This window comes from Luteimonas chenhongjianii, from assembly GCF_002327105.1.
GTDB classification, from domain to species: domain Bacteria; phylum Pseudomonadota; class Gammaproteobacteria; order Xanthomonadales; family Xanthomonadaceae; genus Luteimonas; species Luteimonas chenhongjianii.
This window is the reverse complement of the sequence record NZ_CP023406.1, coordinates 1,952,705-1,978,171: the sequence shown is the minus strand read 5'-3', so window position 1 is coordinate 1,978,171 and position 25,467 is coordinate 1,952,705. Positions and strand designations below refer to the sequence as shown.

The following is a 25,467-nucleotide window of genomic DNA, read 5'->3' as shown; positions in this document are numbered from 1 at the left end:
ACCGCGTGAGAACCATGCTGCGGAGGCGGAGCCGGCCGGCGCTACCTGCGCGCACCGTCTGCGATTCGCTTACGCCCCCAGCGGTATAGTCCGGCGCTGTCGGGTACGTTGCCCGTCCACGAAGCGCAGGGAGTTTGTCATGGGTCTCGTACAGGCGGTGGCGGGTGCGGTCGGCGGCGTGCTGGCCGACCAGTGGAAGGATTTCTATACGGTGCCGGCGGGGCTGCCGCCCACGGCAGCGCTGTTCGCGGCCGTACCGCAGAACACCAATGCCGGCCGCGGCTCCAACACCCGCGCCTCGTCGAACATCATCACCAACGGCTCGAAGATCGTGGTGCCGGAAGGCTACGGCCTGCTGCTGCTCCAGGACGGGGCGATCACCGCGTTCGTCGCCGAGCCCGGCGGCTACGAATGGCGCTCCGACGACATCAACTCGCAGTCGGTCTTCGCCGGCGACGGCATCGTCAGCCCGCTGATCCGGCAGAGCTGGGAGCGCTTCAAGTTCGGCGGCCAGCCGGGCTCGCAGCAGGCGGCGTTCTTCGTCTCGCTCAAGGAGCTGCCCGACAACCGTTTCGGCACGCAATCGGAGATCTACTGGGACGACGGCTTCCTCGGCACCCAGGTCGGTGCCATCACGCGCGGCTCCTACACGCTGAAGATCGTCGACCCGATCCTGTTCGTGAAGAACTTCGTGCCGGCGCGTTATCTCGCGCCCGGCCAGGTCTTCGACTTCACCGACATCGACAACGCCGCGGCCAGCCAGCTCTTCAATGAAGTGGTGGGGTCGCTGGCACCAGCCTTCAGCCTGTACACGAACGATCCCGGCAAGGGCAATCGCATCACGAAGCTGCAGCAGGATTCGCTGGGCTTCGCGCAGAGCCTGTCGGCGGCGGTCGAGCAGGCCTACCACTGGAAGGCCGACCGCGGCCTGGCCATCGTCAAGACGGCGATCGTCTCGATCGAGTACGACGCGAACACGCGCGAACTCCTCAAAACCGTCCAGCGCGCCGATGCGCTGGCCGGGACGCGCGGCAACTCCAACCTGCAGGCCAGCGTGGCCCAGGGCATGCAGTCCGCGGGCGAGCACAGCGGCGCCGCCGGGCTGGTTGGCCTGGGCATGGCCTCGGGCATGGCCGGCGGGATCGGCAGCCTGCAGCAACCGGCGACGCCTGCTGCGCCGGCGGCGGACGATCCGATCGCCAGGCTCAAGCAGGCCAAGGAAATGCTCGATCTCGGCCTGATCACCCAGGACGACTACGACGCGCTCAAGGCGAAGGCGCTGGGCCTCTGACCGGACGCCCACCCATGTCCGATCCCAAGCCGCCACCCCCGGCGCCGGCCCGACCCGTGGACGGGCCGGGCTCGCCCCACGACGTGCCGCCCCTGCCCGGCACGTTGCCGGTCGATCCGCAGACCCTGCCCGACCCGATCCGTGACGAGCTGGAAGCACCCGACCCGGTCGCCATCGACACCGCGTCCGAGGAACTCAAGGACGGGCTCAACCGCTGCCCCAAGTGCGGCGGCACCGACATCCGCCAGCGCCCCGGCACCGACGTGCTGGTCTGCCTGTACTGCCGCAACGAGTGGCATGGGGAGCGGGCCGAGGAGGCGTTCGGATTCGGCGAGGGCCTCGACAGCCTCACCGGCACCGTCATGGCCTCGGGTGCGCGCGACATCGATGCCGACGCCGCCAGCCTGATGAGCTTCAAATGCCCCGCCTGCGGCGCGGAAGTAACGATCAATACCGAGAACGCGATGACGGCGCGCTGCCACTGGTGCCGGCACGTCTTCGGCCTCAACGAGCAGGTGGCCAATGGCGCGGTCCCCGATGCGGTGCTGCCCTTCCACATCCGCAAGGAGGATGCGGTCGCGCGCATCCGCCAGTTCGTCGACAAGCGCCGCCTGTTCGCGCTCAAGGCGTTCAAGGAACAGTTCACGCCCGAGAACGTCGTCGGCGTCTACCTGCCCTACATGGTCGTCGATGGCCGGGCGAGCGCGGCCGTGGCCGGCAAGGGCGAGATCAAGACGCGCGAATACACCCGCACCCAGGGCAAGGACAAGACCACGTACTACGACGCGGATGTCTACCAGGTCGAGCGGCGCGTGGACTTCACCGTCGACGACCTGCCGCTGGAATCCTCGAGCGAGCGCGGCCATTTCGATATCCGGGTCAATACCAACAACATCATCAACACCATCCTGCCGTTCGACACCAAGAATGCGGTGAAGTGGAACGCCTCCTATCTCGCCGGCTTCACCTCCGAGAAGCGCGACAGTGACATCGAGCAGCTGCGGCCGCGGCTGGAAGACCAGTTGCTGTCGATCGCCCGCGCGCAGGTCGAAGGGTCCATTCGCCGCTACGACCGCGGCGTGCGCTGGGAACAGGAACAGCTGGACGTGCACGGCACGCGCTGGGTATCGATGTACCTGCCGGTCTGGCTGTATTCCTTCCACCAGCCGGGCAAGAACGGGGGCCTGCTGCACTACATCGCGGTGAACGGCCGCACCGGCGAAACCATGGGCAGTGTGCCGGTGCAGCAGTGGAAGCTGCTGCTGGCCGCGCTCACCGTGGGTACGTTCCTCGAAGGCCTCGCCATCACCTATCTGGCGACCATGTCATGAACGATGAAAGTGCACTGGTACTGCTCGCCGGCCCGATCGGCGCGACCGCGCTGTACTGGGCCCTGTACCGCTACTACCGCAATACCGACAAGTCGCATGCGTTCGAGCGCGAGACCACGGTCGAGGCCAAGCCCGTGACCGGTTCGGACCGCAAGGTCGGCACCGTCACCGGCACGCGGGCGCGACGCATTGCCGGCGACAACTCAGGCGCCTACCGGGCGCGGGTGCAGCGCATCCGCAATCCGGGTCAGACCGGGGCGGCGCCGAGCGCCGAGGACGTGCGCTAGCCCTCGGCGTCGCCACCGGCTGCGCTCGATGCAGCCGCGGCCGGCCGCCCAGGCGCCCGCGAGCACCCCGCGCGCTCACGCTGCCGGTGGTAGATCTGTGCATCCGCGATCCGGAGGTGTGCCGTGGCTTACCGCGTCAAACACAAGGATTCCGATGCCACGGCGTCGCTCCGCCGCATCGCCCGCGACCAGGTCACCGCCGCACTGCGCAGCATCGACCACGCCAATGACGACACCGCGTCCGCCATCCATGAGGTGCGCAGGCGCTGCAAGAAGATCCGCGCCCTGCTCCGGCTGGTCCGGCCATCGTTCGATGGCTACCGCGACGAGAATGCGGCCTTCCGCGACATCGCGGCGACACTCGGACCGATGCGCGATGCCGACATCCTGATCGCGGCCTTCGACCAAGTCGTCGGCGCTGCCGGCGCGGAGGGAGCCGGCGCGCCGGACCCGATTCGCGCGCAGCTCCACGCGCGCCGCGAGGAACTCGAACACGAGGCAGACAGCCAGGCGCTGCTGCAGGACGCTCGCGAAGCACTGACCGCGGCGCTGCAACGCATCGAACACTGGCAGCTCTCACGCAAGGGATTCGGCGCGTTCGAAGCCGGGCTCGAGTCGACATATCGCCGCGGGCGCAAGGCGATGCGCACGGCCTGCCGGAATGGAGAAGACGCAGCCTTCCACGCGTGGCGCAAGCGCTGCAAGGAGCACGGATTCCATCTGCGCCTGCTGCGACCGATCTGGCCCGGCCCCATGCGCGCCGAGCACGACTGCGCCTCCGAGCTCGGCGAGCTGCTCGGCCTGCACCATGACTTCGCGGTACTCGCGTCGCGTCTGCGGGCGATGCCCGGCATCGACCCGGCCATGGCCGAAGCGTTGTCCGATCGCATCGCGACGCAGCAAGAGGAACTCGCCAGCCGTGCCTGTTCGCTCGGCGCGCGCCTGTACGCACTGCCACCTGCTGCATTGGCGAAGAGCTGGCGCCGTCGCCATGCTGCCTGGCGGCGCGATCCGGATCCGTGCTGAACACCGGTTGCGATCGAGTGCGCCGAACTGGAGCCCGCTTCACGCAAACGGTGCAGCACGGATCGTTAGGCTGGTTCCACGCAATCGTTCACAACGCAGGAGTCACGCTTTGAAGATCCAGTTGAACACCGACAACCATATCGATGGCAGCGATGCACTGGAGTCGCGGGTCAACGCGATGCTGGAGCAGCACCTGGGGCGCTTCTTCCCGCGCCTGAGTCGGCTTGAGGTGTTTCTGTCCGATCACAATTCCACCAAAGGTGGCCCCAGTGATCGTCGCTGCGCTCTGGAAGCACGCATGCAGAACGACGATCCGATCGGCGCGAGCCATGACGATGAAAATACGGAGAAGGCGATCCGCGGCGCCTGCGACAAGCTCAAGGCACAACTCGAGTCACGCATCGAGAAGCAGCGCGGATACTGAGCGCGCCGCGCGCAAGCGCGTCCTGATCGCGCCACTGCATCATTCAAGTGACAGCGAGGCCAGCACGCGATGCGATGCCGGCTCGCCCCCACCAAAGGCCCCGCACATGCGGGGCCTTTGGTCTTGTGGGCAGCGGTCAGGAGTGGACCAGCGATTTTTCGCTGGACCTGCCGCCGCAGCAAGCTTCCCGAACCCCGGCAGTGGGGTCAGTCACGCGCTGAAGACAGCGCCGCCCAGTGCCGTGACCTGCCGGTGCTCCCTCAAGGACCTTGGCGTTCTGCGGCTTCCTGCGCGATGAAAAACGCCCGACGCATCGCCGGATCCGGGAGATCGGACCTGCGCTCATCGATCCGACGAACGCCCGGACATTCACCAGTGCGAGGTCCGTGGCATTGGCGGCCACCGCGCTTCCAATCGGATTGACGGCCCGCCGCGCTGCCGGTCCAGAACTGAGTACTGTCGCCTCCGGCGTACCGACGCCGACATCCCCACACTCGACGCGCAGGTCGATCCCCGCGCCGCAGTCGGAATTTCGAGCGACCCCGGAGGTAGAGGACGCAACGCAGCGGGAGGGCGGGCGACCGCCACTCGCGCCCGGCGGTCGCCCAGTTCGGCTCACTCTTCCGGCGCGGCGAACGTCCCGATCACGCGCGCCTTGCCGATCACGTGTCCGCGCATGGCCTCGAGCACGGTGTCGCGGTCCGCGCCGGGGGCCACGTCGAGCGGCGCATCCAGCGCGAACACCTGGAAGTGATAGTGATGCACGCCGGTGCCCGGCGGCGGCTTGGGTCCGAAATATCCAGTCGAGCCATAGCTGTTGCGGCCCTGGCGCAGGTCCTCGGGCTCGGTCAGCCGCGGATGGGTGATCAGGCCTTCCGGCAGCGACGTGCTCTGGCCCGGGATGTTCCAGGCCACCCAATGCACGAACGGCTTGGGCATCTCCGCATCGGGATCCTCCATTACCAGCGCATACGACTGCGCGCCCTCGACGGCCGACCAGCGCAGCGGCGGCGAGACACCTTCGCCGTATTCGCTGTAACGCAGCGGAATGGCCTGGCCATCGGCGAACGCCTCCGTTTGCAACGACGACGACGCCCCACCCCGCTGCCCGGTCTCGCGCCGATCGAACGCCAGCGGCACGCCATGCCCCTGCCTGGCCTGCCGCTCCATCGGACCAGCGGGGACCGGCGCAGGCGGTTGATTCTGGCGCCCGGCGCGCTGGGTACCGCCGTTGTAGGCGATGCGATAGATCATGCCGTTGCCGTCGTCGCTCATCAGCAGGGCGCCGTCCGGCATCACCGCCAGTCCAACCGGCCGCGCGATCTGCGCATTGCCGCCATCGACGAGAAATCCGCTGGCGAAGGATTCGATCGCCTTCGGCTCACCACGCTCGAAGCGTACCCTCGCCACCTCGTAGCCTGCTGCAGGCTTCCGGTTCCACGAGCCGCGCATCGCGACAAAGGCGTCGCCCTGGTATTCGGACGGGAACGATGCGCCCTGATAGAAGGCCATCTGCATCGGCGCGGCATGCGCGGTGTAGCCCATGACCATCGGCACGCTCAGGTCGCGCCACTGCGCCTTGGTGATGCCCCCCGGCGGCGTGGTCTGCGGATGCAGGCCGCCGTCGGCGAACACGTGCGGCCAGCCATACTGCTTGCCCATTTCGATGCGATTGAGCTCTTCGGGATGCTGCTCGTCGCCGAGGCTGTCGATGTTGTGGTCCATGCCCCACAACTCGCCGGTGACGGGCTGCCAACCGAATCCGATCGTGTTGCGCAGACCGCTGGCGAAAATGCTGCGCGAGCTGCCATCGGGCTTCATGCGGAGAATCGTCGCGTGCTCGGGATTGGTTTCGTTGCAGGCGTTGCAGGTGGAACCGACGCTGAGGTAGAGCATGCCGTCGGGGCCGAACGCGAGCGTGCGGTTGGGATGCTGGCCACCATCGGGCAGATCGTCCACCAGCAGTTCCAGCTCGCCCAGCGTGCCGTCGGGCTGGATGGGCGCCCGCAGCAGTTCCTTGACCGTCACCACATACAGATGGTCGCCGTGCACGGCGAGGCCATGCGCCTGCGGACGGTGCAGCACCTGCGTCGGCGCGCCGTCTGCGCGGCCGTCGCCGTCGGCATCGTGCAGCAACAGCACATCGCCCTGCTCGCGTCGCGACACGTAGATGTGGCCCGCCGGGTGCACGGCCAGGATCCGCGGATTAAGCAGTCTGGAGGCGAATACGCCGATCTCGAAGCCTTCCGGCAGCTTGATCTGCTGCAGATGCGCGGGCGTGGGCTCGACCGGACCGGGCTTGAACACCGTGTTGCGTGCCGCGGTATCGGTTCCGTCGGCCTGCTGGGCAAACGCGGGCGTGGCGCCGGCCAGCAGGCCGACGATCGCGATGGAGAGAAAACACGGGCGGAATCTGCGCGCTGACATCATGTCGTTGCCTCGGAACGCCTGGAGGAACCGGCACGCTAGGGGCGCAAACGTGGTGCCAGCGCGAAGTCGTCGACCGGCCCGGTGTTTCCCTGGCGCGCTGCACGGGGCGCCGGCAGCGCTTTCAGCCTGCTTCCGCGCAACACGCAAGCACGTCGATCCGCCGCACGCGGCGGATGGCGGATCGGGGTATGCACGCCCGACCCGCTGGAGTGGGCGCCGCTGGCCCGCTGCGGCCGCGGTGAGCTGCCGCCCTTTTTCGCGACGTCGCCCGGCCGCTGTCTACACTGCCGCAATGCGGAACGGCATCGAACACGAAGGCAGCCCCGATCCCGGACACCGGGCACTCAGCGACGACCGTCAGCTGTTGCGAGGCGTCCTGGCCCACGACATGCGCCGCGACGTGCGCCGCCACCTGCGCCCGATGCTCGCCTGGTATCTGCTGTTCACAGGCTTCGCCACGGTGGCCGCGGCGCCGCTCACGACCTGGTCGCTCGCCGCACTGCTGCATTGGATCGAACAACCGCTGGCGGGTGAATTCGACGGCCTCGCCGGCCTTGTGCTGGCACTCGTCTGGCTGATGCTCGCAGGTGCGTTTTCATGGTTCGTAGTCTCGCTGCAGCAGGCCGGAATGCTGCTGGTCTCGGCGAGCCACGGATGCCGCTATCGCATCGCGGCGGCTGCGCTGCGCGGCATGTTGCGACGCGCCGGACCACTGGCAGCGCTTGCGGCCTGCCAGGTCATCGCGCATGCGCTGCTGGCGCTGCCATGGCTGTGCATCGGTGGCGCGCTCTACATCCGGCTGCTGGGCGGACTGGACCCCTATTACGTGATCAGCGCGCGTCCGCCTGCCCTCTGGTGGTTCCTCCTGGCCTTCGGTCCCGTGCTCGCAATGGGCCTGGCGCTGCATGCGACGCTCTACTTCCGCTGGTTGCTCGCGACGCCCGCGCTCGTGCTCGAGGGACGATCGCCACTGGCTGCACTGGCGCGCAGCCGCGACCTCACCCGTGGTCGCCACCTGCGGATCGCGATGCTGGTGGTCGGCGTCGCACTGGGCGTCGCGGCGATGCCCCTGCTCGTCAACGAACTCTACGCCCGCGCGGCCACACCGCTGCTCGACTGGCTGCCGGACTCCCGGCTGCTGGTGAATGCCGGCATGGTCGTCTACCTCACGGTCCATGCCGCCACGGTACTCGGCGCGCTCTTTCTGGGCACCACCGCCAATGCGCTGCTGGTGCGCGCGCTCTTCCTGCGTCTGGGCGGTCAGCGCGGGACGCGCAGCGTCGATGCGGCGCCGGCCCGGCCGGCGCGCTTCGTGTGGGCCGCCGAAGCAGCCTTCCTGGTTGTCGCGGTGGTACAGGCGGCGCTCGCGGTGGCAACCATGAACCTGCGTAGCGAGCCCACCATCACCGCGCACCGCGGTGCCTCCACGGTGGCACCGGAGAACACCCTCGCCGCGTTCCAGGCCGCCATCGATGCCGGCGCGGATGCGATCGAGTTCGACGTGCGGCTGAGCGCCGACGGACAGGTGGTCGTTTTCCACGACCGCGACTTCCGCCGCGTGGCCGGCGACCCGCGTGCAGTGGAGCAGATGCGCCTGGCCGACATGCGCGACGTCGACATCGGCAGCTGGTTCGACCCGGCGTTTGCCGGCGAACGCATCGCCACCCTGGGGGAAGCGCTTGCCTTCATCGACGGGCGCGCGATGGCACTGGTCGAGCTCAAGCCGGACGCCGGCAATGCCCAGGCGCTGCTCGACGCGACGCTGGCGGAAGTCGCGCGCAGCGATGAGCCGGACCGCGTGATGCTCGCCTCGCTCTCACCCGACCTGGTACGCGCGGCACGCGCCGCAGCACCACAGGTGCAGGTCGCGCTGTTCGCCAATGCCGCGCTACCGGGCACGGCCCGGCGAACCGATTTCGACATGCTCGGCCTCAACCACCTGCAACTCGACTCCGGCGCGGTCGCCGATGCACGCCGCCGCGGATACCGGCTGCAGGCCTGGACCGTCGACGATCCGGTCCGCATGGCCCGTTACCTGGATCTGGGCGTCGACGACATCAGCACCAACCTTCCGGCCGAGGCGGTGAGGGTCCGCGATGACCGCGCCGCGTTGAACGACGCCGAGCGTCTGCTCGCCCGATTGCGCAGCTGGTTCCGCCGCTGACGGATGGCTCCGCCGCTGCGCGTTCGCCCGCATTCTGCGCGCGAACGCGAAAGGCTGTGCCCGACGCATCGGTGCCGCTGCCCCGTCCTTGCGCGCAACGACGCGTGGCTTCGGCAAGGCCGGAGCGACCACGGCACCCTGACCGCAATGTGGTCGAGGGGCGCGTAGTCCGCGCACTTCGACGCGGTGCGTACCGCGAACGGCAGCGCTGGCCGCGATGCCTGCGCGTCGCGCACACTTGCAGCCCCTGCCGCCCGTCGTCAGTCGCGTCCCTGCCCGTCATGCATCCGACCCACCGCATCCGCTGCGCACCCGCGCTCCGCGTCCGCGCAATGCAGGCGCGGGCCTGCGTTGCCGTGCTTGCGCTCGCGGGCGCGCTGCTCGGTGCGGGCTGCGCGAGTACGCAGCTCCCAGCACAACGCGCGGCTTCGGCAACTGCGCCCGTGGATACACCCGGGCGTTCCGGTGGCTTGTCGCGCCTGATGCCCGGCAGCCCGACAAACGCCGTGGGCGCGATCCGGTTCGTCGGCCCGCCGTTCGAGTACCACTACGCAGTCCCGCAGTCCCCGGAACTTCGGGAGATCTACCTGCGCGTGCGCGAGGCCGACCTGTTGCGGTATCTGCCCGAACTCCAGGCGATCGACGGCGTGTTCGCCCTGCCGCGCCGGCTGCGTTACGTCACCGCCGAATGCGGCGAGTCCGGCGCCTTCTACCGTCCGGCCGACGCGGACGTGGTGCTGTGCTACGAGACCCTGCGCACGCTGTACGAGCGCGGGCAGCACCACCAGCGCTTCCTCGGAAGCGACGACGATCATCCACTGCGCTATGTCCGCGCCAATGTGCGCTTCATCGTCCTGCACGAAACCGGGCATGCGCTCGTGGATCTGCTCGATCTTCCGGTCACCGGCCGCCAGGAGGATGCGGTGGACCAGCTCGCGGCCATCCTGATGCTGCATTTCGCCGACCACGACGAAACCACCGAGCAGGTAACCGGCAATCTGCGTCTGGCCGCGAACTGGATGCTCTCCGACAGCACCGGTGCCTACGATTTGCATGCCTATGCGGACGAGCACGCGCTCGCCGAACAACGCTTCTTCAACCTGCAATGCCTGATCTACGGCACCGATCCCGCGCGCTTCGCCAGCATCATCGACGCCGGCGATCTCACCGCCGCCCGCGCCCGTGGCTGCGTACGCGAGACGCAGCGCCTGGAGCGGGCCTGGCTGCATCTGCTGCTGCCACATGTCGCATCGGAACACGCGATGTCCGAAGCGGAGGCGCTCCACTACCTGCGACAGCGCAATACCAGGCCAGCGCCTGGCCCGCTACCGACGCCAAAGATCCCGTGAGCCATCGGCGGCGACCACGGGCGTCGCTCCATATCCCCGCACACAGTGCCCAGTCCCTGACCGGGCGCATGAAACATCGCGCCCGAGGCCTCTCCGGAAGGGCCCAAGCCAGCACTAGGCCGGCGCCGGCATCCCTGCACTCCATACCCCGGGACCGGCCTTGCAATAGGACGCGATGAACGTCTGCTGCGAAGGCATCCCCGCGGCCGCGTGTGCGATCTGCGCGCGGATGCCAGCGAGCAGTTGTCGCAGGGCATCGTCGCCCAGCCCCCGCACCAGCGGATGCGGGGGACCCGGCTGCACGCCCTGCCCCATCAGCACATGCGCCCAGGAATCGACCCGGAACAGTTCGTCGCCGAGCTGCCAGGCATGCGCGCGATCGCGCCATGCGCGCAGGCGCTGCTCCAGCGAGGCCGGGAGTTCCATTTCCCGGCACTCCGCCCACATCGGCCCGTCGCGTCGGGTGGCGTGGTAGTGCAGGATCACGAAGTCCCGCACGTGCTCTGCCTCCGCGCGGCCGAGGTCGTTGAACCGATCGACCAGCGCGGGCGAGATGCCCTCGAACGGAAACAGCTGGATCAGGCGCACGATCGCGCTCATGGTCAGGTGCAGGCTGGTGGACTCCAGGGGCTCGACGAAGCCGCTCGTCAGGCCAAGCGCCACCACGTTGCGGTTCCAGGTCCGGAGCCGACGCCCCGTGCGGAACGGCACCAGCCTCGGCTCCCTGAGCGGCCGCGACTCCATGTCGTGCATCAGGCGCGCCTGGGCCTCGTCGTCGGACAGGTAGCGGCTGCAGTACACAAGGCCGTTGCCGACCCGATGCTGCAGCGGAATCTGCCAGCGCCAGCCGGCCTCGTGCGCGATCGCACGCGTGTACGGCACCGGCCCGCGCGCTGACTCCGTCTGCACGGCGATCGCACGGTCGCAGGGCAGCCAGTGGCTCCAGTCCTCGTAGCCGGTCTCCAGGGCCTGCTCGATCAGCAGCCCGCGAAAGCCGGTGCAGTCGATGAACAGATCACCCTCGAGCCGCCGGCCGTCATCCAGGACCACTGCCGCGACGTCGCCGCTGTGCGCATGCCGCTCGACCTCGCCGATCTTGCCCTCGACCCGCACCAGCCCGTGGCGCTCGGCAATCCCGCGCAGGAACCGCGCGTACAAGCCGGCGTCCAGATGGTAGGCGTAGTTGACCTGGGGCCGGGTGTCCAGCGAGAACCGGTCCGCCAGCGCGGCGACACCCTCGAGGCAGAAGTCCGCCAACGTCGATGGCGGCATTCCGCGGCGCCGGCTGTCGAGCCAGAAATGGTGGAACGGCGTGGCCCAGGTGCCCTGCCCGGCCGGCCCGAAGGGATGCAGATAGCGATCGCCCGGCTGACCCCAACCTTCGAACGAGATCGACAGCTTGAACGTGCCTGCGACCGCGCGCAGGAATTCCTGCTCGTCGATCTGCAGGAAGCGGTGGAAGTTGCGGATCGGCGGCACCGTCGACTCGCCGACGCCGATGGTGCCGATCTGGTCGGATTCCACCAGGGTGATGTCGAGCAGGTCGCGGAACTGGTGGGCCAGTGCGCAGCCGGCCAGCCAGCCGGCCGTGCCTCCACCGGCGATCACCACCTTGCGGATCCGTCCGGGTGCCGCGTGTGCTGTATCCATCGATCGATCCCCTCAGCGGTTGAGCCAACCGATCAGACGCGCGCGGATGCGGCGCGCAAGCGTCTCGTCGATGGGCCCCAGAATGTCGCGCGCCTGCACGGGCAGGTGTTCCCCCGCCCGCGTGCCCGGCCCGAAGACGTAGTACTCGAACACGCCGGCCCAGGCGCGCTTCTCGCGCTCGGGCAGGTCGCGCAGGGTCCACAGCGCATGGTGGAGCGCGGGCAGCGGCGAGGCGAGGTAGGCCGGCGAGCGGCGCCACCAGTAGTTCACCAGCACGTTGAATGGCGCGAGGCTGCGCACGTGATGCCACCACATGCCGGGGATGTAGATCGCATCGCCGGGTTCCAGCAGCGCGGTCTGCGCCATCGCCAGCGCATCGCGAAAGCGCGGATGGCGCTCGAAATCGGGCTCGTCGAAATCGACCAGACTGACCACCTGTCCGCCCGGGGTGGGATCGAGCGGACCGGGGTAGAGGTTGTCGATCTGATCTGGCGGGAACACGGTGAAGCGGCGCTGGCCCACGGCGCAGACGGCAATGTTCTCGGGCGCATCGAAGTGGCAGGACGCGACCACCCGGTTGCCGATCCAGATACTGGGAGGCGCGCCGATCCCCAGCGCCGCCAGGTCGAGGTCGTTCTCGTCGCTGAAGCCCGGCAGGGCGGCGGCCAGGGCCAGCGACGCGACGTAGTACGTGGGCGGTACGGCATCGTCGAGGTGGTCCTCGATCGAACGCAGCACGTCGTCCAGGCCGCCGCGTCGCACTTCGAAATTCAAAGCGGTGAAATCGTCGTTGTAGAACGGACGCCCGCCGATCGAGGGGTCACCGTACGAGTACTGCAGGGGTCGGCCGGCGTCGAAGCGGCGCAGATGCGCCATCGCCTCGGCGCTCGAGTCCAGGCCCGCACGCACCAGGCCCCAGTCCCGGGCCACGCCCTTGAGCAGCACGGGCGTGCCTTCGGCGAGCAGTTCGTCGAGCGGCAGCGCATCGGCGCGGCAACCGTGGATGGTGCGCATCGGCGCGGGCACCGCGCTCACGCGCTCAGCCCCGGCCAAGGGGCGGAGCCGCGTCCTGCGCGCGCAGGCGGCGTTGCTTCTCCGCCATCAGGCGGCGCACGTTGTGCAGCGAGGCAAGCACCAGGTATGCCCCTTCCAGGTAGCCGGCGCGGTTCAGGCGTTCAAGCGAGGGACCGTCGAGCGCGGCCAGCGCCTCGCGATCGATCCCGTGCAGTCCACTGACGTCGATCCGGTGCTGGGCGTCGAGTTCCACCGCAAGCGTGAGCGGCTGGATCAGACCCAGCGCATCGAAGGCGGCGAACATGTCCGTGGCGAACTGGGTGCCATCGCGGATGCCGCGAAGCACGCCTGCGATGTGTTCGAGGTAGGGGCTGTTGCCGCCTTGCGGCAGGAATACCGCCTCGCCCTGCGCGTTCTGGACACGCGGGTGATCCAGATCGACGTGGATCACCGGTTCCTGACGGAGCTCGCCATCGACCACCTGCTCCTGGAAGCCGATCAGGAACGGACCCTTGGCCGCAGCGCCCGGTAGGTAGGATGCATTCCAGCGGCCGTCGCGCAGGAACAGGTTCTCCCGTTGTTCGAATCCCAGCAATGCCACCGAGCCCCACTGACCATCCGTGTCGCGACGGAAGAAGATCGGATATTCGCGCTGCAGCTCGGCGTATTCGCTGGGATAGGCCGGCACCATTCCCACGTCGTCGCCGAACTCGGGGCCGAAACCGGTGGCGACGCGCAGATCCCTGTGCGCCACGTTGTTGAGCAACTCGTAACGTCCCATCTCGTCTCCAGGCCCCGATAGCGCCGGCCGTCCCGGCACGATAGCAAGCAATGGCGGCACGCCGCCTGCCCGTACCCCCGTGCGCCGCACCGGGAACCGCTGCTCGCGCAGCGGCCCCCTTCACGACCTCCGGACCTCTACTTGCGGTCAGAACCGGTAGCGCACACCCAGCATGTAACGCGGGCTCTGGTCGACCAGCCGCACCATCTGCTCGTCGGTACGGGCATGCCAGCGCACGTCCTCGCCGGTGAGGTTGATTGCCTCGAACCCGAACGACCAGTGATCGTCCAGCGCGTAGTTCACGCTGAGATCCCACTGATCATAGGGCTCGACGTAGTAGGGATTGCGACTGCCTCCCTGGTTGGCGAGGATCAGGTACTCGTCGCGCCAGTTGTAGGCGAGGCGCACCGACCAGCCGAACTTTTCGTACATGAACACCGCATTGGCGGTATCGCTGAGACCGGTGAGCGAGAACTGGTCGATGCCGGGGTCCCCGGAGTTGTCGTAGCCCACGTCGCCCTTGACGATCGTGTAGTTGGCGAGGATGCCAAAGCCGGAGTCGGCGAAGAAGTACTGGCCGCCGATTTCCCAGCCGTGCAGTTTGGATGCGTTCTGATTGACCGGCCGGTTGACGTTGAACAGGTACAACGGATCGTCAGCCGCGCCGTAGACGTCGTACGCCGCCTCGAGTGCCAGGGCCTGGGCCGACGTGCCGTTGAACGCGCCCAGACCCGCGGGATCGTTGCGCAGCAGGGCCATCGCGCTGAACAGCGAGGTGTCATTGCCCGAACACGCCGCTGCATTCGCCGCCCCCACCTGTGCAACGCAGGCCGAGCTCTGCAGGAACGCCAACGCTGCCTGCGCATCGGGGCCGGAGGTCGGGTCTCTGAGGTCGTACAGCGACTCCTGCGAGATCGTGTTGCCGATGAAATTGTCGACAGACTTCCTCCAGTACGTCACCGCGAAGTAGCTCGCTTCGGCGAAATACCATTCGAGCGCCAGGTCGAGATTGTCCGATTCGAGCGGCTTGAGGGCCGGATTCTGCGAGTTGCCGCTGGCACGCGTCGAAGGATCCAGCAGCACCGAGCCGGAAGGTTGCTGCGCACCCGGTCCCGCATAGAGATTGCCGAATGGCGCACGCGCGATGCTCTTGCTGAAGGACGCGCGGCCCTTCAGCTGGTCGGTGAAATTGATGCTGAAGTCCAGGTTGGGCAGGATGTAGCTGTAGCTGGCGCTCTCGCTGAAAGGCTGGAGCTCGTCGGACAGGTCGATGCGGAAGTCGTTGTTGGACTGCCATTCGATCCGCTCCGGAATGGCGATGACCGACGTGGAGGTGACGTCCGTCGTCTCGTAGCGCACGCCGATGCGGGTATTGGTCGACATGCCGCCCAGTTCGCCTTGCAGGTCCACCTGCATGTACGCCGCGTGAGTCTTCTCCTCGACGCGGTTGTCGGCCGAGTTCTGCGGGCTGACGCCCAGACCGACGCCGTACTGCGCCGCCGCCCACTGGGCCAGCGCCCCCGCGTCACCGCGCCAGGCGGGAAAGCTGGAGATGCCGTAGTCGTCGAACAGGCCCACCAGGTTGAACGGCTGCAAAAGGTTCATCAGCCCGCCGGCCACATCGGAGTCGACGTTGGCCACGCTCCAGTCGCCCAGGGCGGAATACGCCTCGGCCGCCTGCAAGCGATGCATGGTGGACTTGCTGGTATCCACGCCGAATTGGAACCGGCCCTCCTCGAACATCCACTCGCCGTCGAGGCGTGCTGCCTTGATCTCGCTGATCTGCGTCTGCGCATTGATGCGCAGCACCTGGGATCCGATCTCGCCTGCAACGAAGCCTGGATTGACGACGCCGTTGGTCCCGGCGGCCGCGTCCGCGTCGGTCGGATACCAGATCTGGGTACCTACTGGCAGGCCTCGGTTGAAGACCAGTTCCTGCACCCAGCTGCCACCACAGTGCGGACCCGTGGTGCAGTTGTTGGTGCCGGCGATGCTCGCGAAGATCGCGCCGCCACCGGTCAACGGATCGTTGGGCCGGCTCTCGTTCTTGGAGTTGTGCGCATCGAACGTCAGCCGGAAATCGTCGTTGACATCCCATGCCGCGTTGAAGCCCAGCGAGCCGAGCTTGTATTTCTGCATGTTGCGCTGCTGTTCGAGGCCGAAATCCTTGATGCCGGCGATCTCGCGGATATAGACGGGCGTGGCTACCGCCCCCGAGGTGTCGAACTCGACGTTGGTGTAATTGCTGTTCTGCAACCACATGCCCTGCTCGCCGCGGTTCTCGGTGATCTCGTTGGTGGAATAGGTGTAGTCGAGGGTCAGCGTCACGGCATCGGTCGGTGCGAACTGCACCACCGCCTGGCCGTTGATGCGCTCGCGTTCGAAGTCGGCGAACGCGTAGCGCAGGTCGTTGGGGCGAGCGTAGAGCTCGCCGACCGCCGGCGCGTTCACCACTACCGGATTGCCCGGCATGGTGCCGGTCCAGGGCTGGATGTTCCAGTAGTTCTCGGTCGCCTGGACGGAGCCACCCTTGCGCTTCTGATAGCTGGCGCTCAGGCCCACGCCGAAGGTCTTGTCTGGATTGGTGTAGCTGAAGATGCCCGACAGTTCTGGCGTCAGGTCGTTGTCGAACGGCTGGCTGCGGTCGGACCCGACCTTGGCCCCGGCGCTCGCCACCACACCGGTGTGGTTGAACGGACGGTCGGTGAGGATGTTGATCGTCGCGCCGATGCCGCCGCTCGGCACATTGGCCTGGCTGGTCTTGTAGACCTCGATCCCGCTGACGGCTTCAGCCGCAAGCTGGGCGAAGTTGAATGCCCGCGTGCCGCCATCTACACCGCCGATGGCGACCTGCCCGGCTGCACCGAAGGCGTCGGCGCCGGGTATCTGGCGACCGTTGAGGGTGACCAGGTTGAACTGCGGCCCGAAGCCGCGCGCGGTGACCTGCGCGCCTTCGCCGTCGCGGCGCTCGATCGAGATGCCGGTGATGCGCTGCAGGGACTCTGCCAGGTTGGTGTCGGGAAACTTGCCGATGTCCTCGGCGCTGATCGCATCCACGATGCCGGGCGAATCGCGCTTGATGTCCATCGCCTGGGTGAGGCTGCTGCGCATCGCGTTGACCGTGATCGTGTCGAGATCCGTGGCCTCCGGCTGCGACGTCCGTGGCGAGGTCTGCGTCATGCCGCCGGCCTGCGGCTGTGGCGGATTCTGCGCGAAGGCGGGGTTGATGATCAGCACGCCGCCAACGAACGTGAACATCGCCGTCGACTTGAAACGCTTGAACTTCAGGTTCATTGGCTCTCTTCCTTAGCACCGAGATTCGAACGACCGCGAGCAGACGCTCCCGGCACTCATCACGCATCACCCCGCTGTTGGCGCCGACATGACGGCACCGCAGGGATCTTTCCTTCCAGCGTTCTCCTGAACCACACCGCCGTTGGCCCGTGCACGCGGCTTCGACGTCCCTCACCCCACGACGTACACCACCGCCTCCGACAGGGTCCGGGCGGTGTGCGAATGGCCGCACATGCCGTCCAGGACCCGCGGGCTGCCCCCTGAAGGACGCCGTGGTGATAGCGCTACCACTTCATGGCCGCAGGTTTATAGCGGTTCCGAGGGTTTGTCACTGTGCAATGCAACACGGCGTCTGCAGCTCCAGACATCGCCCGCGCACTTCCTGCCTGCCACGGGCCGACCGGCGACAGTGGCTGGCTGATCGGAAACCCTTTCGGGCAGCGCAGCCAGGGAAGACACCCGCAGCGCCAAGAAGACTGCGCCTCCGCGGTGCTTAGCGCTGGCGCCTAGAACGCGTCCGGCAAGCGCCAGGCCAAGTCGGCACGGCAACCAGGCGGATCATTCTGGCGGGAACAGGCCCGCCCCGGCCTCGCGCATGAAGATGCCCAGCGTCACCGGCCCCACGCCCTTGAAGGCGAGCAATCGCCGCTCGAAGCCCTCGCGTCCCCCGGCCTTCTCGGCGATGCCACTGATGCGCCCGTCGTAGTCGGCGATCAGCGTGCGGCACACCAGCGACAGCCGTGTCGCCGTGGATTCGTCGTAGCGCCGGTAGCCCCCCTCGCCCAGCATCCGCACAAGCCGGGCATGGCTGCAGGCGCCCAGCTTGCGCGGCGTGTCGTGGCCATGCACGTCCACGATGACGCGCCAGGTCTCCGCGGCGATGGCCTGCGAGATGCGGTTGCCGAACAGGAAGCTGGCGAGGAACCACTTGAACAGCGAGGACTCGTCGTGTGGATCGACCGCGAAGCCGAGGTCGGGTGGCGACAGCTGGCGACGCATGCGTGCACGTGCTCCGGGGATGCGTGGATGGCGAATCCTGCCGCCGAGGCCGCGCATGATGGCTGGCACAAGGGAAACGGCCGGTCAAAACTGCAGGCGCGCGGTGGCGAAGGAATGGATCCCGTCGAATGACGAACCTGCGATCGTTTCGGCCATGGTCGGTCGCCCTGGCACGGGCGCCTGGTCGGGGCCCGCTGCGGTGCGCCCCTTGCCGGGCCATCCGGCGGCCACCTGGCCCAGGTCATGGCGTGGCCGGACGCCCACGCGCCCGCAGTGCTCGTGCAATCGCCACCCGCCGCCGCGTCGCCGGTCCGGCCTCGACCGCCCAATCCAGGTCGGTGCGGCGAGGCATCGGGTAGCTGCCTGCATGGGTATCTGCGACGCGCCCCATGGACGTGTGCACCGCTGCGGCAGCTTCGACCTACCCGGCAATCCGCACGCGCTCGCCGCCGCTGCGTGCCGACGCGAACGCCGCATCGAGCACGCGCATGTCACGCAGGCCCTCCTCGCCCGGCGCACGCGGCGGCCGGGCTTCGAGGATGGCGAGCGCATCCTGGTCCATCTGTTCGGCCTGCATGCGCGGACTGGCGCCGAGCTGCGCGGTGAAGCGCGTACCGTCGCTGGCGCGGCCCACGTTGCCGTCGTAGGACTGGAACGGCGACAGCTCGTACCAGCCACGTTCGCAGTCGACGTGCAGGGTGTTGAGGTCGCGGCCGAAACTGGTCACGCATGCGGCGGTGATGTCGCCCGGGAACTCCAGCGTGAAGCGCATCGTCTCGTCGACGCCCTGGAAGATGTCGCGACGCGTGGTTTCGTCCCAGGCGCGCACGGCCACCGGCTCGAGGCCCGTGCTGTAGCGCGAGGCATTCACGCAGTAGACCCCCATGTCGTACATCGCGCCGCCGCCGCGCGCAGGGTCGAGGCGCCATGCGTCATCCGCGCCCTGGCGCCAGCCGAACCAGCCGGCATCCGCGCGCAGCTGCACGATGCCCCCGAACGGCTGCGTGCGCGCCATCTCCATGAAACGTCGCGAATTGGGCTCGTGCTGCATGCGGTAACCGATGGCCAGTTGCACGCGATTGTCGCGGCAGGCCCGGATCATAGCTTCGCCCTCGCCAGCATCCATCGCCATCGGTTTCTCGCACCAGACATGCTTGCCGGCGTTTGCCGCGGCCAGGGTCAGCGGTTTGTGCAGATGGTTGGGGGTGGCGATGTAGACGACGTCGATGTCGGGGTTGTCGGCGATGCGATGGATGTCGTCGTAGCCGTAGATGGCGGCATCGGGGACGCCGTAGGTTTCCTGCCATTTCGCGATCTTGTGCGGCGAGCCGGTGACCAGGCCGGCCAGGCGGCAGTGCCGGGTGAGCCGAAGTGCGGGCCCAAGCAGATCGGTGCTGTAGCCGCCCAGACCGACGAGGGCGACGCCGAGCCGACGCGCGGGGGTGGCCGCCGCGGTGCGGCGCGGCAATGCTGCTGCGGCGCCGGCGAGCGCCAGGGATTGCAGGGCGCGGCGGCGGGACATGCCGCTGGACCAGCGATTGGACTCCATGCCACCTCCGCTGCCATCAGGAGCGCCTGATCGTAGCAGCGTGGCCGAGATCGGATGCATCTGCGGAACGGCAGTCCTCCCATAGGTCCTCCTGGGCAACGGAGTCGGCGCCGTGGTGGCGTGCCCGCTTGCGTCGATGACTGGCGGCGATGCAGGGGGAGGCGGTGACTGGCACGGCCGTCGGATCCGCTTCCCGGGCGCGTCATCCGAACCCCGCATCGGATGAAGCCGCCCAGCGCGATGTCCATCACGCGCAGGTGCCCCATCCACCGGCCGACCAGGCATTATCTCAGGGCACCAGGTTGGTGGGGCCGCCACCGACACGCCGCGCCGGGGATATTCTTTGGCGCCCTGTCCCGGTGCCTCCCATGCGCGCTCGTCCCATCCGCCACGCCTTGGTCCTCTCCGCTCTGCTGCTCGCTGCCTGCGGCGGACCGCCGCCCTACACCGGCGGCGATGTCGACGCGTTGCAGCGGATCGACGTGACCGTCGGCGAAGGGACGCCAGCCGCCGCCGGTGACGAGGTCGCGGTGCACTACACCGGCTGGCTCTACGACCAGAACGCCGCCGACAAGCGCGGCGCGCAGTTCGACAGCTCCCACGATCGCGGCCAAGCCTTCGTGTTCGAACTCGGCGCCGGCCGCGTCATCCGGGGTTGGGACGAGGGCGTTGCCGGCATGCAGATCGGTGGAACGCGGGAGCTGCACATTCCCGCATGGCTTGGTTACGGCACGGGCGGCGCCGGCAAGGTGATCCCGCCCGGTGCGTCGCTGGTGTTCGAAGTGGAGTTGCTCGACATCAGGAAATAGGAAGCGATCGATACATGCCGAGCCTCCGGAGGCAGCGGTCGTCGGCGGCCAGATCGCCGAGGTGCCCGACGCATCCTGCGATGTCGTCGCCCAGCACCGCGCAACAGCGCTCGCCGACGGCCAATCCGGAGCCGCCGACCAAGGCCGGATTGGCCGAACGCGCCGTCGATGAGGTTCGGGAAGCCCCCGACACCGGATTCACACCCGCCCCCGGGTCTTCCGCGCAGCGCCTTCGGCTCGCCGCGTCAATTGGTTCTGGAGCGCAGCGCGGATCGCCACGCATGACCGGCATCGTCGTCGATGGCCGCGGCCGTCTTCTCCGGCGCGCCGATCGGACTTCAGTACGGCGGCGCCCGGCGCGTCTTCTGCAGGCGCGCCGCCTCGGCCCACCAGACCAGGTCATCGGCGAAGCGGGCGAAACTCTTCTCCAGCGACTTGCCGGCCTCGCCGACAGGTTGCCCCTGCTCGTCGAGTGTCCTGGCGATCGGCCCGACGTTGACGGCGCTGGAAATCACCACCATGCCCATCTCCGACAGCGTGCCCAGCCACGCGACGTTCGCGCGGGCACCGGCCAGACGTCCGGCCGAATAGCTGACCACGCCTGCGGGTCGCCAGAACCACTCCTCCAGGAAGTGATCCGTGAGGTTCTTCAGGCCCGGCTGCACGCCCCAGTTGTACTCGCCGGTGACGAACACGAAGCCATCGGCAGCCCGGATCTTCTCTGCCAGCACTTCCATTGCCGTGGGAGCCTGGCCTTGCGGATATTCCTTGTACATCCGGTCCAGCATCGGCAGGTCAACTGCCTTCGCGTCGATCAGCTCGACGTCGTGACCCCGGGCCAGCAGTGTCCGCACGCAATAGTCGGCCAGCCGGATGCCCATGCGGTCGGCGCGATAGGACCCGTAGAACACCAGGATGCGTTCGGACATGAGCGTGCTCCGAAGGTGGCGGCGACAGTGGACCTTGATCATCGCACCGTTCGTGCAACGGTATGCAACGCGGACTTACGCTCCGAGGGAACAACGCCGTACAAACACGAGGTGCCGCCCCACCGGAGCCCCAATGGCGGACGCAGCGCAATCGCTGCATTCGAGGCGCCATCACCCGTGGCGGTCGCGCACGGTCCGGCCGGATAGTCCCGGAACGCCGGCACCAGATGCATCAGGGCATGCCGAGCGGCCCGATCCAGAAGATCTCGCGTAACGATCGTGCGCGCGCCTGATGCGCCGACTGCTGGAGGCCGGACCCACCATCAGCGCGCCCGATGGAATCCTGCGGTAGCTGCAACGGCAGGCGCTGCGCCGGTCGGGGTTGGACCGGACGTCCCTGTCATCCGAAGTCGCGGTGCAAGCGAAGAGCGCTCCGCTCCCCATCCACCGCCATCGATGCGTGCACGCAATTAAATTGATTTGCAATGCAAATCATATGTCTCTAGGATTCGTCGATGATTGCTTTACCTTCGGCATCGTCCCCACGCGCTCGTTTCGGAATCCGCTTTGCCGTGCTGGCACGTCGCTGGCGCCAGGTGCTCGACAGCGAACTCGTTGCTGCCGGGCTCACCGATGCCACCTGGGTCCCGCTGGTGCACCTGCACGAAAGTGGCGACGGCATCACCCAGAAGGCGCTCGCGGCACGTATCAACCTGGACGGGTCCAGCCTCGTGCGCCTGCTCGACATCCTCGGCCGTCAGGGGCTGGTGGAGCGCCGCGTGGATCCGGCCGACGCCCGCGCGCGCCGGGTGTACCTGACCGCCGCCGGGCGGATGCGCGTGCAGGCCATCCGCCGCACCCTGCTGCGGCATGAGACCCGCATGCTCGAAGGCATTTCCGATTCCGATCTGGCCAACATGCTCGGGCACTTCGAACGCATCGACGAACGTCTGCGCGCACTGCAGGACAGCGGCGCCGAGCCAGCGCCATGAATCCGCCCCCCGGCACCACGTCCGCCGCGCGCATCCGTCGTCGCGACGCAATGCGCCAACTGCTGCAGGGCTACCACCTGCGCGACAGCGTATCGCTGGCACCGCGCGCGCCCATCGGCGATGCATTGGCCGCAGGCACACAGGCCGCCGTCGCGGCCCTGATCGTACTGCCGCTTGCCCTGCTCTCGCCCTGGCCGCACCTGGTCGGCTTTGCTTCGCTGGGCGCCCTGGTGGCGCTGTTCGCGCGCTTCGCTCCTGCCGCGCAACGCCGTGCCCAGATGTTGCGGGTGGCCCTGCTTCAGGTCGGCTCGGTCGCGGCCATGTCCATGGCTGCATGGCTCGGCCTGGGTTTGGAACTGCAGTTGCTGGTGCTGGCGCTGCTGTGCGGCGTGTTCTTCCTGGCCTGCGAAGCCGGACGCTTCGGCGCGCCGGGGCCACTGATCTTCGTGTTCGCGGCGAGCGCGTCGATGTCGCCGGCGCTGTCCACTACCCAACTCCTGGAACGGATCGCGGTCACCGCCGTGGCCGCGCTGGTCGCCTGGCTGGTCTGCGCCCTGTCGGACCCGGCACGTCGACGCCGCCTGACCATGGCCTCGCCCGCGCCAGGTGCACCCGCGCAATGGCGGTTCGTGCTGGGGCGGATCATCGTCGGTACCGCGGCCGCTGCCTTTGTCACCCATGCAGCAGGCGCGGCATATCCGGGCTGGGCGGCGATGGGAGCGCTTGCGGTTCTGCAGGCCACACGGCTGCACTTCGGCCTCCAGCGGGCGCTGCAGCGCGTGGTGGGAACGGCGATCGGCGCGCTGCTGGTGGGGTGCCTGCTGGCGATGCAGCCGTCAGCGTGGACCATCATCGGCGTGCTCGCGCTCATACAAGTGGCCACAGAACTGGTCATCGGCCGCAACTACGCGATCGGCCAGGTCCTGGTCACGCCGATGGCGCTGCTGATGACCGCACTTGCAGCGCCCACGGCCGCGGGCAGTGGGATGGTGGCCGAACGCGTCGTCGACACCATTGCCGGTGCCGTCATCGGCCTCACTGTCTTGGTGCTGCTGTCGTCCGAGCGCGACCGCCTGCATCTGCAGCTCCACCACAGCGAGCAGACCTCTGGCCGGCACTGAACACCCCGCATCGTTGAACACGGACCGGTGCCATTGCGAACGCACCGGCCTGCGCAGCGCCTGACCGCCGCCGCGACTGATCCGGGATACGGCGTGGCCAGCCTGGGGCAACAGTGGGGACAACGCGGCCCAATGGCCTGCCACAGCCGAGAAACGGGTGCGTGCGCTTGACCCGGGGCGCGGCGCCGCGTGCTGTCCACGGGCGACACGCGCCCAACGATTCCGCCCCGCTGATTACCAGGGTTGCCCGGCAGGCCCCACGGTGAACTCGTTGATCGTGGTGTCCTCGGGCTGGTCGATCGCGAATGCCACCACGCTGGCGATACGCTCCGGCGGAATGCCGTAACGATCGTAGACCGCCTGCATCTGGCCGAGTGCGCCTTCGTCCCGGATCGTCGTGAGCAGTTCGGTATTGATCGCCGCCGGATATATCGTCGTGGTCCGGATGTGGGTGCCCTCGATCGCCGACTCCATGCGCAGCACCTCCATGAAATCGCGCACGAACCACTTGGTGCCGCCGTACACGGCGCCGCCGGGATACGCCTTCAGTCCGGCCACCGATGAGGTGGCAACGACATGCCCCCATCCCTGCTCCAGGAAGACCGGCAACACCGCGGCCACGCCGTTGAGCACGCCCTTGATGTTGACGTCCACCATGCGGTGCCACTCGTCCGTACGCAGCGCGGACAACGGCGCATTGGGCATCAGGCCGGCGTTGAGGAACATGACATCGACGCGCCCGAACCGTTCCATCGCCAGTTCGACGATCTGCGTGTTGGCGGCCTGGTCTGTAACGTCGAGTGGGTGATGGATGGCCTCGCCGCCCTCGCGCTGGATGTCCTCGACAATCCGCAGCAGCCTGTCTTCCCGACGTGCGCCGAGGACAACCCGGGCCCCCTGCGCGCCCAACAGCCTGGCAGTGGCCTCGCCGATGCCCGCCGACGCACCGGTGACGATGACGACCTTGTTTCCGATCATGACGTTCTCCAACGGGAAGGCGCGTCGCAATCACCCCGCGCGACGAGGCCCGCGTGCCGCCGCCCGACCGTCGGACACGCGCAACTCGCGCATGAAGATCGGGCCGCGCCGGGTGCGGCTCCATGCCGACGATTGAGGCCCCCGAGGGCGGAAACGCGACGTCCCGGTCGCGGCCGGGACGTCGGATGCCAAAAACACCGCTGGCTGCAGGCCTGCGGCGCGGCGCGGTCAAGCGTCGTGCGATGCCTTCAGCGAACGGGCCATTTCCAGATGACGCGCGATCATTGCCCGGGTCTGTTCGAGCTGCGCTTTCACCGCCGGGTCGGTTGCCTTGGGGATGTCGCGATCGAGCTTCGTCAGCGCGTCCTCATGGCTGCGGATCATGTGGTCCACCCACGCCTTGGCGTAGGCATCATCGGCCAGCGCATCGAGGCGACGCACGTCCTCGTCGAATTTCTCGCGCATCCGATGCAGGTCGGAATCGTTGTCGGTGGCGGCATCGGCCGTACCCGCGGCACCGGTCGAACCAGTGGACGTCATTCCCAGGGCGCGACGCGAACTGCTTGTCTTCCCGTCTGTGCTGCCACCCAACAGCCGTTCGGTGGCCTCGAGATCGCGGGTGTGGTCCGCAAGCAGGGTTTCCGCATAACTGCGCACGGCTTCCTTCATGTTCTTCTTGTTCAAAGCATGCTTCGCGGCCGCGATCTCATGGCGGTCGATCTCAGCCACCTCCCGGAGGGCCTTGCGATCGGACTCCGACAGCGTGCCGTGCGCGGCAGCGGTGGCATCGTGTGTCGCATCCGCCGTCGTGCTGGCGCCAGTCGTTGCGGTGCCTGCGTCCGCGGCGGTGTTCGCAGCGGTGTTCGACGTATCAGTGGGTGGAGCGGTGGCACCACTGCCGGCGGTGGTGCTTCCGGCGGCGGAGGTGCCGGTACCGGCGGTGCTGTCGGCAGACCGATCGTTCTTTTTGTCATCACATGCGGAGAGGACCAACGCGAGAGCTGCAGCAAGCAGGGTCGGTGCGATATTCATGGGGGATTCCCGGGCCG

Annotated in this window: 20 protein-coding genes; 10 read left to right on the top strand and 10 right to left on the bottom strand. The window is 68.0% G+C overall.

Annotated features, from left to right (window positions below; all coding sequences use genetic code 11):
• The first annotated feature begins 139 nt into the window (after nt 1–139).
• The 5 genes from CNR27_RS09015 (at nt 140) to CNR27_RS15290 (ending at nt 4,359) form a co-directional block, all read left to right on the top strand.
• Nucleotides 140–1,291 (top strand): SPFH domain-containing protein, encoded by a 1,152-nt coding sequence (locus CNR27_RS09015; RefSeq protein ID WP_096298095.1) that lies wholly within the window; start codon nt 140–142, stop codon nt 1,289–1,291.
• Between the two features lie 14 nt (nt 1,292–1,305).
• Complete coding sequence (locus tag CNR27_RS09010; protein ID WP_096298094.1) at nt 1,306–2,622, top strand: TFIIB-type zinc ribbon-containing protein; 1,317 nt, start codon at nt 1,306–1,308, stop codon at nt 2,620–2,622.
• A complete protein-coding gene (locus CNR27_RS09005) occupies nt 2,619–2,909 on the top strand; it encodes a hypothetical protein (protein WP_096298092.1) in 291 nt (96 codons plus the stop codon). The genes CNR27_RS09010 and CNR27_RS09005 overlap by 4 nt, the downstream gene beginning before the upstream one ends.
• Before the next feature lie 123 nt (nt 2,910–3,032).
• On the top strand, nt 3,033–3,935 hold the full coding sequence (locus tag CNR27_RS09000) for a CHAD domain-containing protein (RefSeq protein ID WP_157745369.1): 903 nt from the start codon (nt 3,033–3,035) through the stop codon (nt 3,933–3,935).
• 109 nt (nt 3,936–4,044) lie between these two features.
• Nucleotides 4,045–4,359: an HPF/RaiA family ribosome-associated protein gene (locus CNR27_RS15290; protein ID WP_157745367.1), complete on the top strand. Its 315-nt coding sequence runs from the start codon at nt 4,045–4,047 to the stop codon at nt 4,357–4,359.
• A 615-nt stretch (nt 4,360–4,974) separates the two neighbouring features.
• Here the strand turns inward: CNR27_RS15290 and CNR27_RS08990 are convergent.
• Nucleotides 4,975–6,786 (bottom strand): YbhB/YbcL family Raf kinase inhibitor-like protein, encoded by a 1,812-nt coding sequence (locus CNR27_RS08990; RefSeq protein ID WP_222843092.1) that lies wholly within the window; start codon nt 6,784–6,786, stop codon nt 4,975–4,977.
• 295 nt (nt 6,787–7,081) lie between these two features.
• Between CNR27_RS08990 and CNR27_RS08985 the strand changes: the two genes are divergently transcribed.
• Both CNR27_RS08985 and CNR27_RS08980 read left to right on the top strand, forming a co-directional pair.
• Nucleotides 7,082–8,953, top strand: coding sequence for a glycerophosphodiester phosphodiesterase (locus CNR27_RS08985; protein WP_179948164.1), 1,872 nt, complete (start codon nt 7,082–7,084; stop codon nt 8,951–8,953).
• Nucleotides 8,954–9,435: 482 nt separating this feature from the next.
• Nucleotides 9,436–10,302, top strand: a complete 867-nt coding sequence (locus CNR27_RS08980; RefSeq protein ID WP_096300481.1) for a DUF4344 domain-containing metallopeptidase — start codon at nt 9,436–9,438, stop codon at nt 10,300–10,302.
• A 114-nt stretch (nt 10,303–10,416) separates the two neighbouring features.
• On the opposite strand, the gene CNR27_RS08975 is transcribed toward CNR27_RS08980, so the two are convergent.
• From CNR27_RS08975 to CNR27_RS08945, 6 genes are all read right to left on the bottom strand, one after another.
• Complete coding sequence (locus tag CNR27_RS08975; RefSeq protein WP_096298082.1) at nt 10,417–11,952, bottom strand: tryptophan halogenase family protein; 1,536 nt, start codon at nt 11,950–11,952, stop codon at nt 10,417–10,419.
• 12 nt (nt 11,953–11,964) lie between these two features.
• Nucleotides 11,965–12,966 carry a cupin-like domain-containing protein gene (locus tag CNR27_RS08970; protein WP_096300479.1) on the bottom strand — a complete coding sequence of 334 codons (1,002 nt, stop codon included), beginning with the start codon at nt 12,964–12,966 and terminating at the stop codon, nt 11,965–11,967.
• A 25-nt stretch (nt 12,967–12,991) separates the two neighbouring features.
• Nucleotides 12,992–13,747 (bottom strand): SapC family protein, encoded by a 756-nt coding sequence (locus CNR27_RS08965; RefSeq protein ID WP_096298080.1) that lies wholly within the window; start codon nt 13,745–13,747, stop codon nt 12,992–12,994.
• Between the two features lie 147 nt (nt 13,748–13,894).
• Nucleotides 13,895–17,041 (bottom strand): TonB-dependent receptor, encoded by a 3,147-nt coding sequence (locus tag CNR27_RS08960; RefSeq protein ID WP_096298079.1) that lies wholly within the window; start codon nt 17,039–17,041, stop codon nt 13,895–13,897.
• A gap of 558 nt (nt 17,042–17,599) precedes the next feature.
• Nucleotides 17,600–18,040 (bottom strand): DNA methylase, encoded by a 441-nt coding sequence (locus tag CNR27_RS08955; RefSeq protein WP_096298077.1) that lies wholly within the window; start codon nt 18,038–18,040, stop codon nt 17,600–17,602.
• A 421-nt stretch (nt 18,041–18,461) separates the two neighbouring features.
• Nucleotides 18,462–19,562, bottom strand: coding sequence for a Gfo/Idh/MocA family protein (locus tag CNR27_RS08945; RefSeq protein ID WP_096300477.1), 1,101 nt, complete (start codon nt 19,560–19,562; stop codon nt 18,462–18,464).
• Between the two features lie 410 nt (nt 19,563–19,972).
• Between CNR27_RS08945 and CNR27_RS08940 the strand changes: the two genes are divergently transcribed.
• Nucleotides 19,973–20,398: an FKBP-type peptidyl-prolyl cis-trans isomerase gene (locus CNR27_RS08940; protein WP_425435514.1), complete on the top strand. Its 426-nt coding sequence runs from the start codon at nt 19,973–19,975 to the stop codon at nt 20,396–20,398.
• 338 nt (nt 20,399–20,736) lie between these two features.
• Here CNR27_RS08940 and CNR27_RS08935 read toward each other — a convergent pair whose 3' ends face one another.
• A complete protein-coding gene (locus tag CNR27_RS08935) occupies nt 20,737–21,327 on the bottom strand; it encodes an NADPH-dependent FMN reductase (RefSeq protein WP_096300475.1) in 591 nt (196 codons plus the stop codon).
• Between the two features lie 572 nt (nt 21,328–21,899).
• Here CNR27_RS08935 and CNR27_RS08930 point away from each other — a divergent pair.
• Both CNR27_RS08930 and CNR27_RS08925 read left to right on the top strand, forming a co-directional pair.
• Complete coding sequence (locus CNR27_RS08930) at nt 21,900–22,319, top strand: MarR family winged helix-turn-helix transcriptional regulator (protein WP_199730928.1); 420 nt, start codon at nt 21,900–21,902, stop codon at nt 22,317–22,319.
• Nucleotides 22,316–23,440, top strand: coding sequence for an FUSC family protein (locus CNR27_RS08925; RefSeq protein WP_096298069.1), 1,125 nt, complete (start codon nt 22,316–22,318; stop codon nt 23,438–23,440). The genes CNR27_RS08930 and CNR27_RS08925 overlap by 4 nt, the downstream gene beginning before the upstream one ends.
• Before the next feature lie 234 nt (nt 23,441–23,674).
• Here CNR27_RS08925 and CNR27_RS08920 read toward each other — a convergent pair whose 3' ends face one another.
• Both CNR27_RS08920 and CNR27_RS08915 read right to left on the bottom strand, forming a co-directional pair.
• Nucleotides 23,675–24,418, bottom strand: coding sequence for an SDR family oxidoreductase (locus tag CNR27_RS08920; RefSeq protein ID WP_096298067.1), 744 nt, complete (start codon nt 24,416–24,418; stop codon nt 23,675–23,677).
• A 228-nt stretch (nt 24,419–24,646) separates the two neighbouring features.
• A complete protein-coding gene (locus CNR27_RS08915; protein ID WP_096298065.1) occupies nt 24,647–25,450 on the bottom strand; it encodes a DUF4142 domain-containing protein in 804 nt (267 codons plus the stop codon).
• Nucleotides 25,451–25,467: the final 17 nt, after the last annotated feature.

Bases quoted from the DNA above. Each gene is read 5' to 3' on its own strand.
- CNR27_RS08935 (WP_096300475.1), bottom strand. From the start codon at position 21,327: ATGTCCGAACGCATCCTGGTGTTCTACGGGTCCTATCGCGCCGACCGC.
- CNR27_RS08990 (WP_222843092.1), bottom strand. From the start codon at position 6,786: ATGTCAGCGCGCAGATTCCGCCCGTGTTTTCTCTCCATCGCGATCGTC.
- CNR27_RS08955 (WP_096298077.1), bottom strand. From the start codon at position 18,040: ATGCGTCGCCAGCTGTCGCCACCCGACCTCGGCTTCGCGGTCGATCCA.
- CNR27_RS09005 (WP_096298092.1), top strand. From the start codon at position 2,619: ATGAACGATGAAAGTGCACTGGTACTGCTCGCCGGCCCGATCGGCGCG.
- CNR27_RS09010 (WP_096298094.1), top strand. From the start codon at position 1,306: ATGTCCGATCCCAAGCCGCCACCCCCGGCGCCGGCCCGACCCGTGGAC.
- CNR27_RS08980 (WP_096300481.1), top strand. From the start codon at position 9,436: ATGCCCGGCAGCCCGACAAACGCCGTGGGCGCGATCCGGTTCGTCGGC.
- CNR27_RS08925 (WP_096298069.1), top strand. From the start codon at position 22,316: ATGAATCCGCCCCCCGGCACCACGTCCGCCGCGCGCATCCGTCGTCGC.
- CNR27_RS08945 (WP_096300477.1), bottom strand. From the start codon at position 19,562: ATGTCCCGCCGCCGCGCCCTGCAATCCCTGGCGCTCGCCGGCGCCGCA.
- CNR27_RS08985 (WP_179948164.1), top strand. From the start codon at position 7,082: ATGCGGAACGGCATCGAACACGAAGGCAGCCCCGATCCCGGACACCGG.
- CNR27_RS08960 (WP_096298079.1), bottom strand. From the start codon at position 17,041: ATGAACCTGAAGTTCAAGCGTTTCAAGTCGACGGCGATGTTCACGTTC.
- CNR27_RS08975 (WP_096298082.1), bottom strand. From the start codon at position 11,952: ATGGATACAGCACACGCGGCACCCGGACGGATCCGCAAGGTGGTGATC.
- CNR27_RS08970 (WP_096300479.1), bottom strand. From the start codon at position 12,966: ATGCGCACCATCCACGGTTGCCGCGCCGATGCGCTGCCGCTCGACGAA.
- CNR27_RS08965 (WP_096298080.1), bottom strand. From the start codon at position 13,747: ATGGGACGTTACGAGTTGCTCAACAACGTGGCGCACAGGGATCTGCGC.
- CNR27_RS09015 (WP_096298095.1), top strand. From the start codon at position 140: ATGGGTCTCGTACAGGCGGTGGCGGGTGCGGTCGGCGGCGTGCTGGCC.
- CNR27_RS08915 (WP_096298065.1), bottom strand. From the start codon at position 25,450: ATGAATATCGCACCGACCCTGCTTGCTGCAGCTCTCGCGTTGGTCCTC.
- CNR27_RS08920 (WP_096298067.1), bottom strand. From the start codon at position 24,418: ATGATCGGAAACAAGGTCGTCATCGTCACCGGTGCGTCGGCGGGCATC.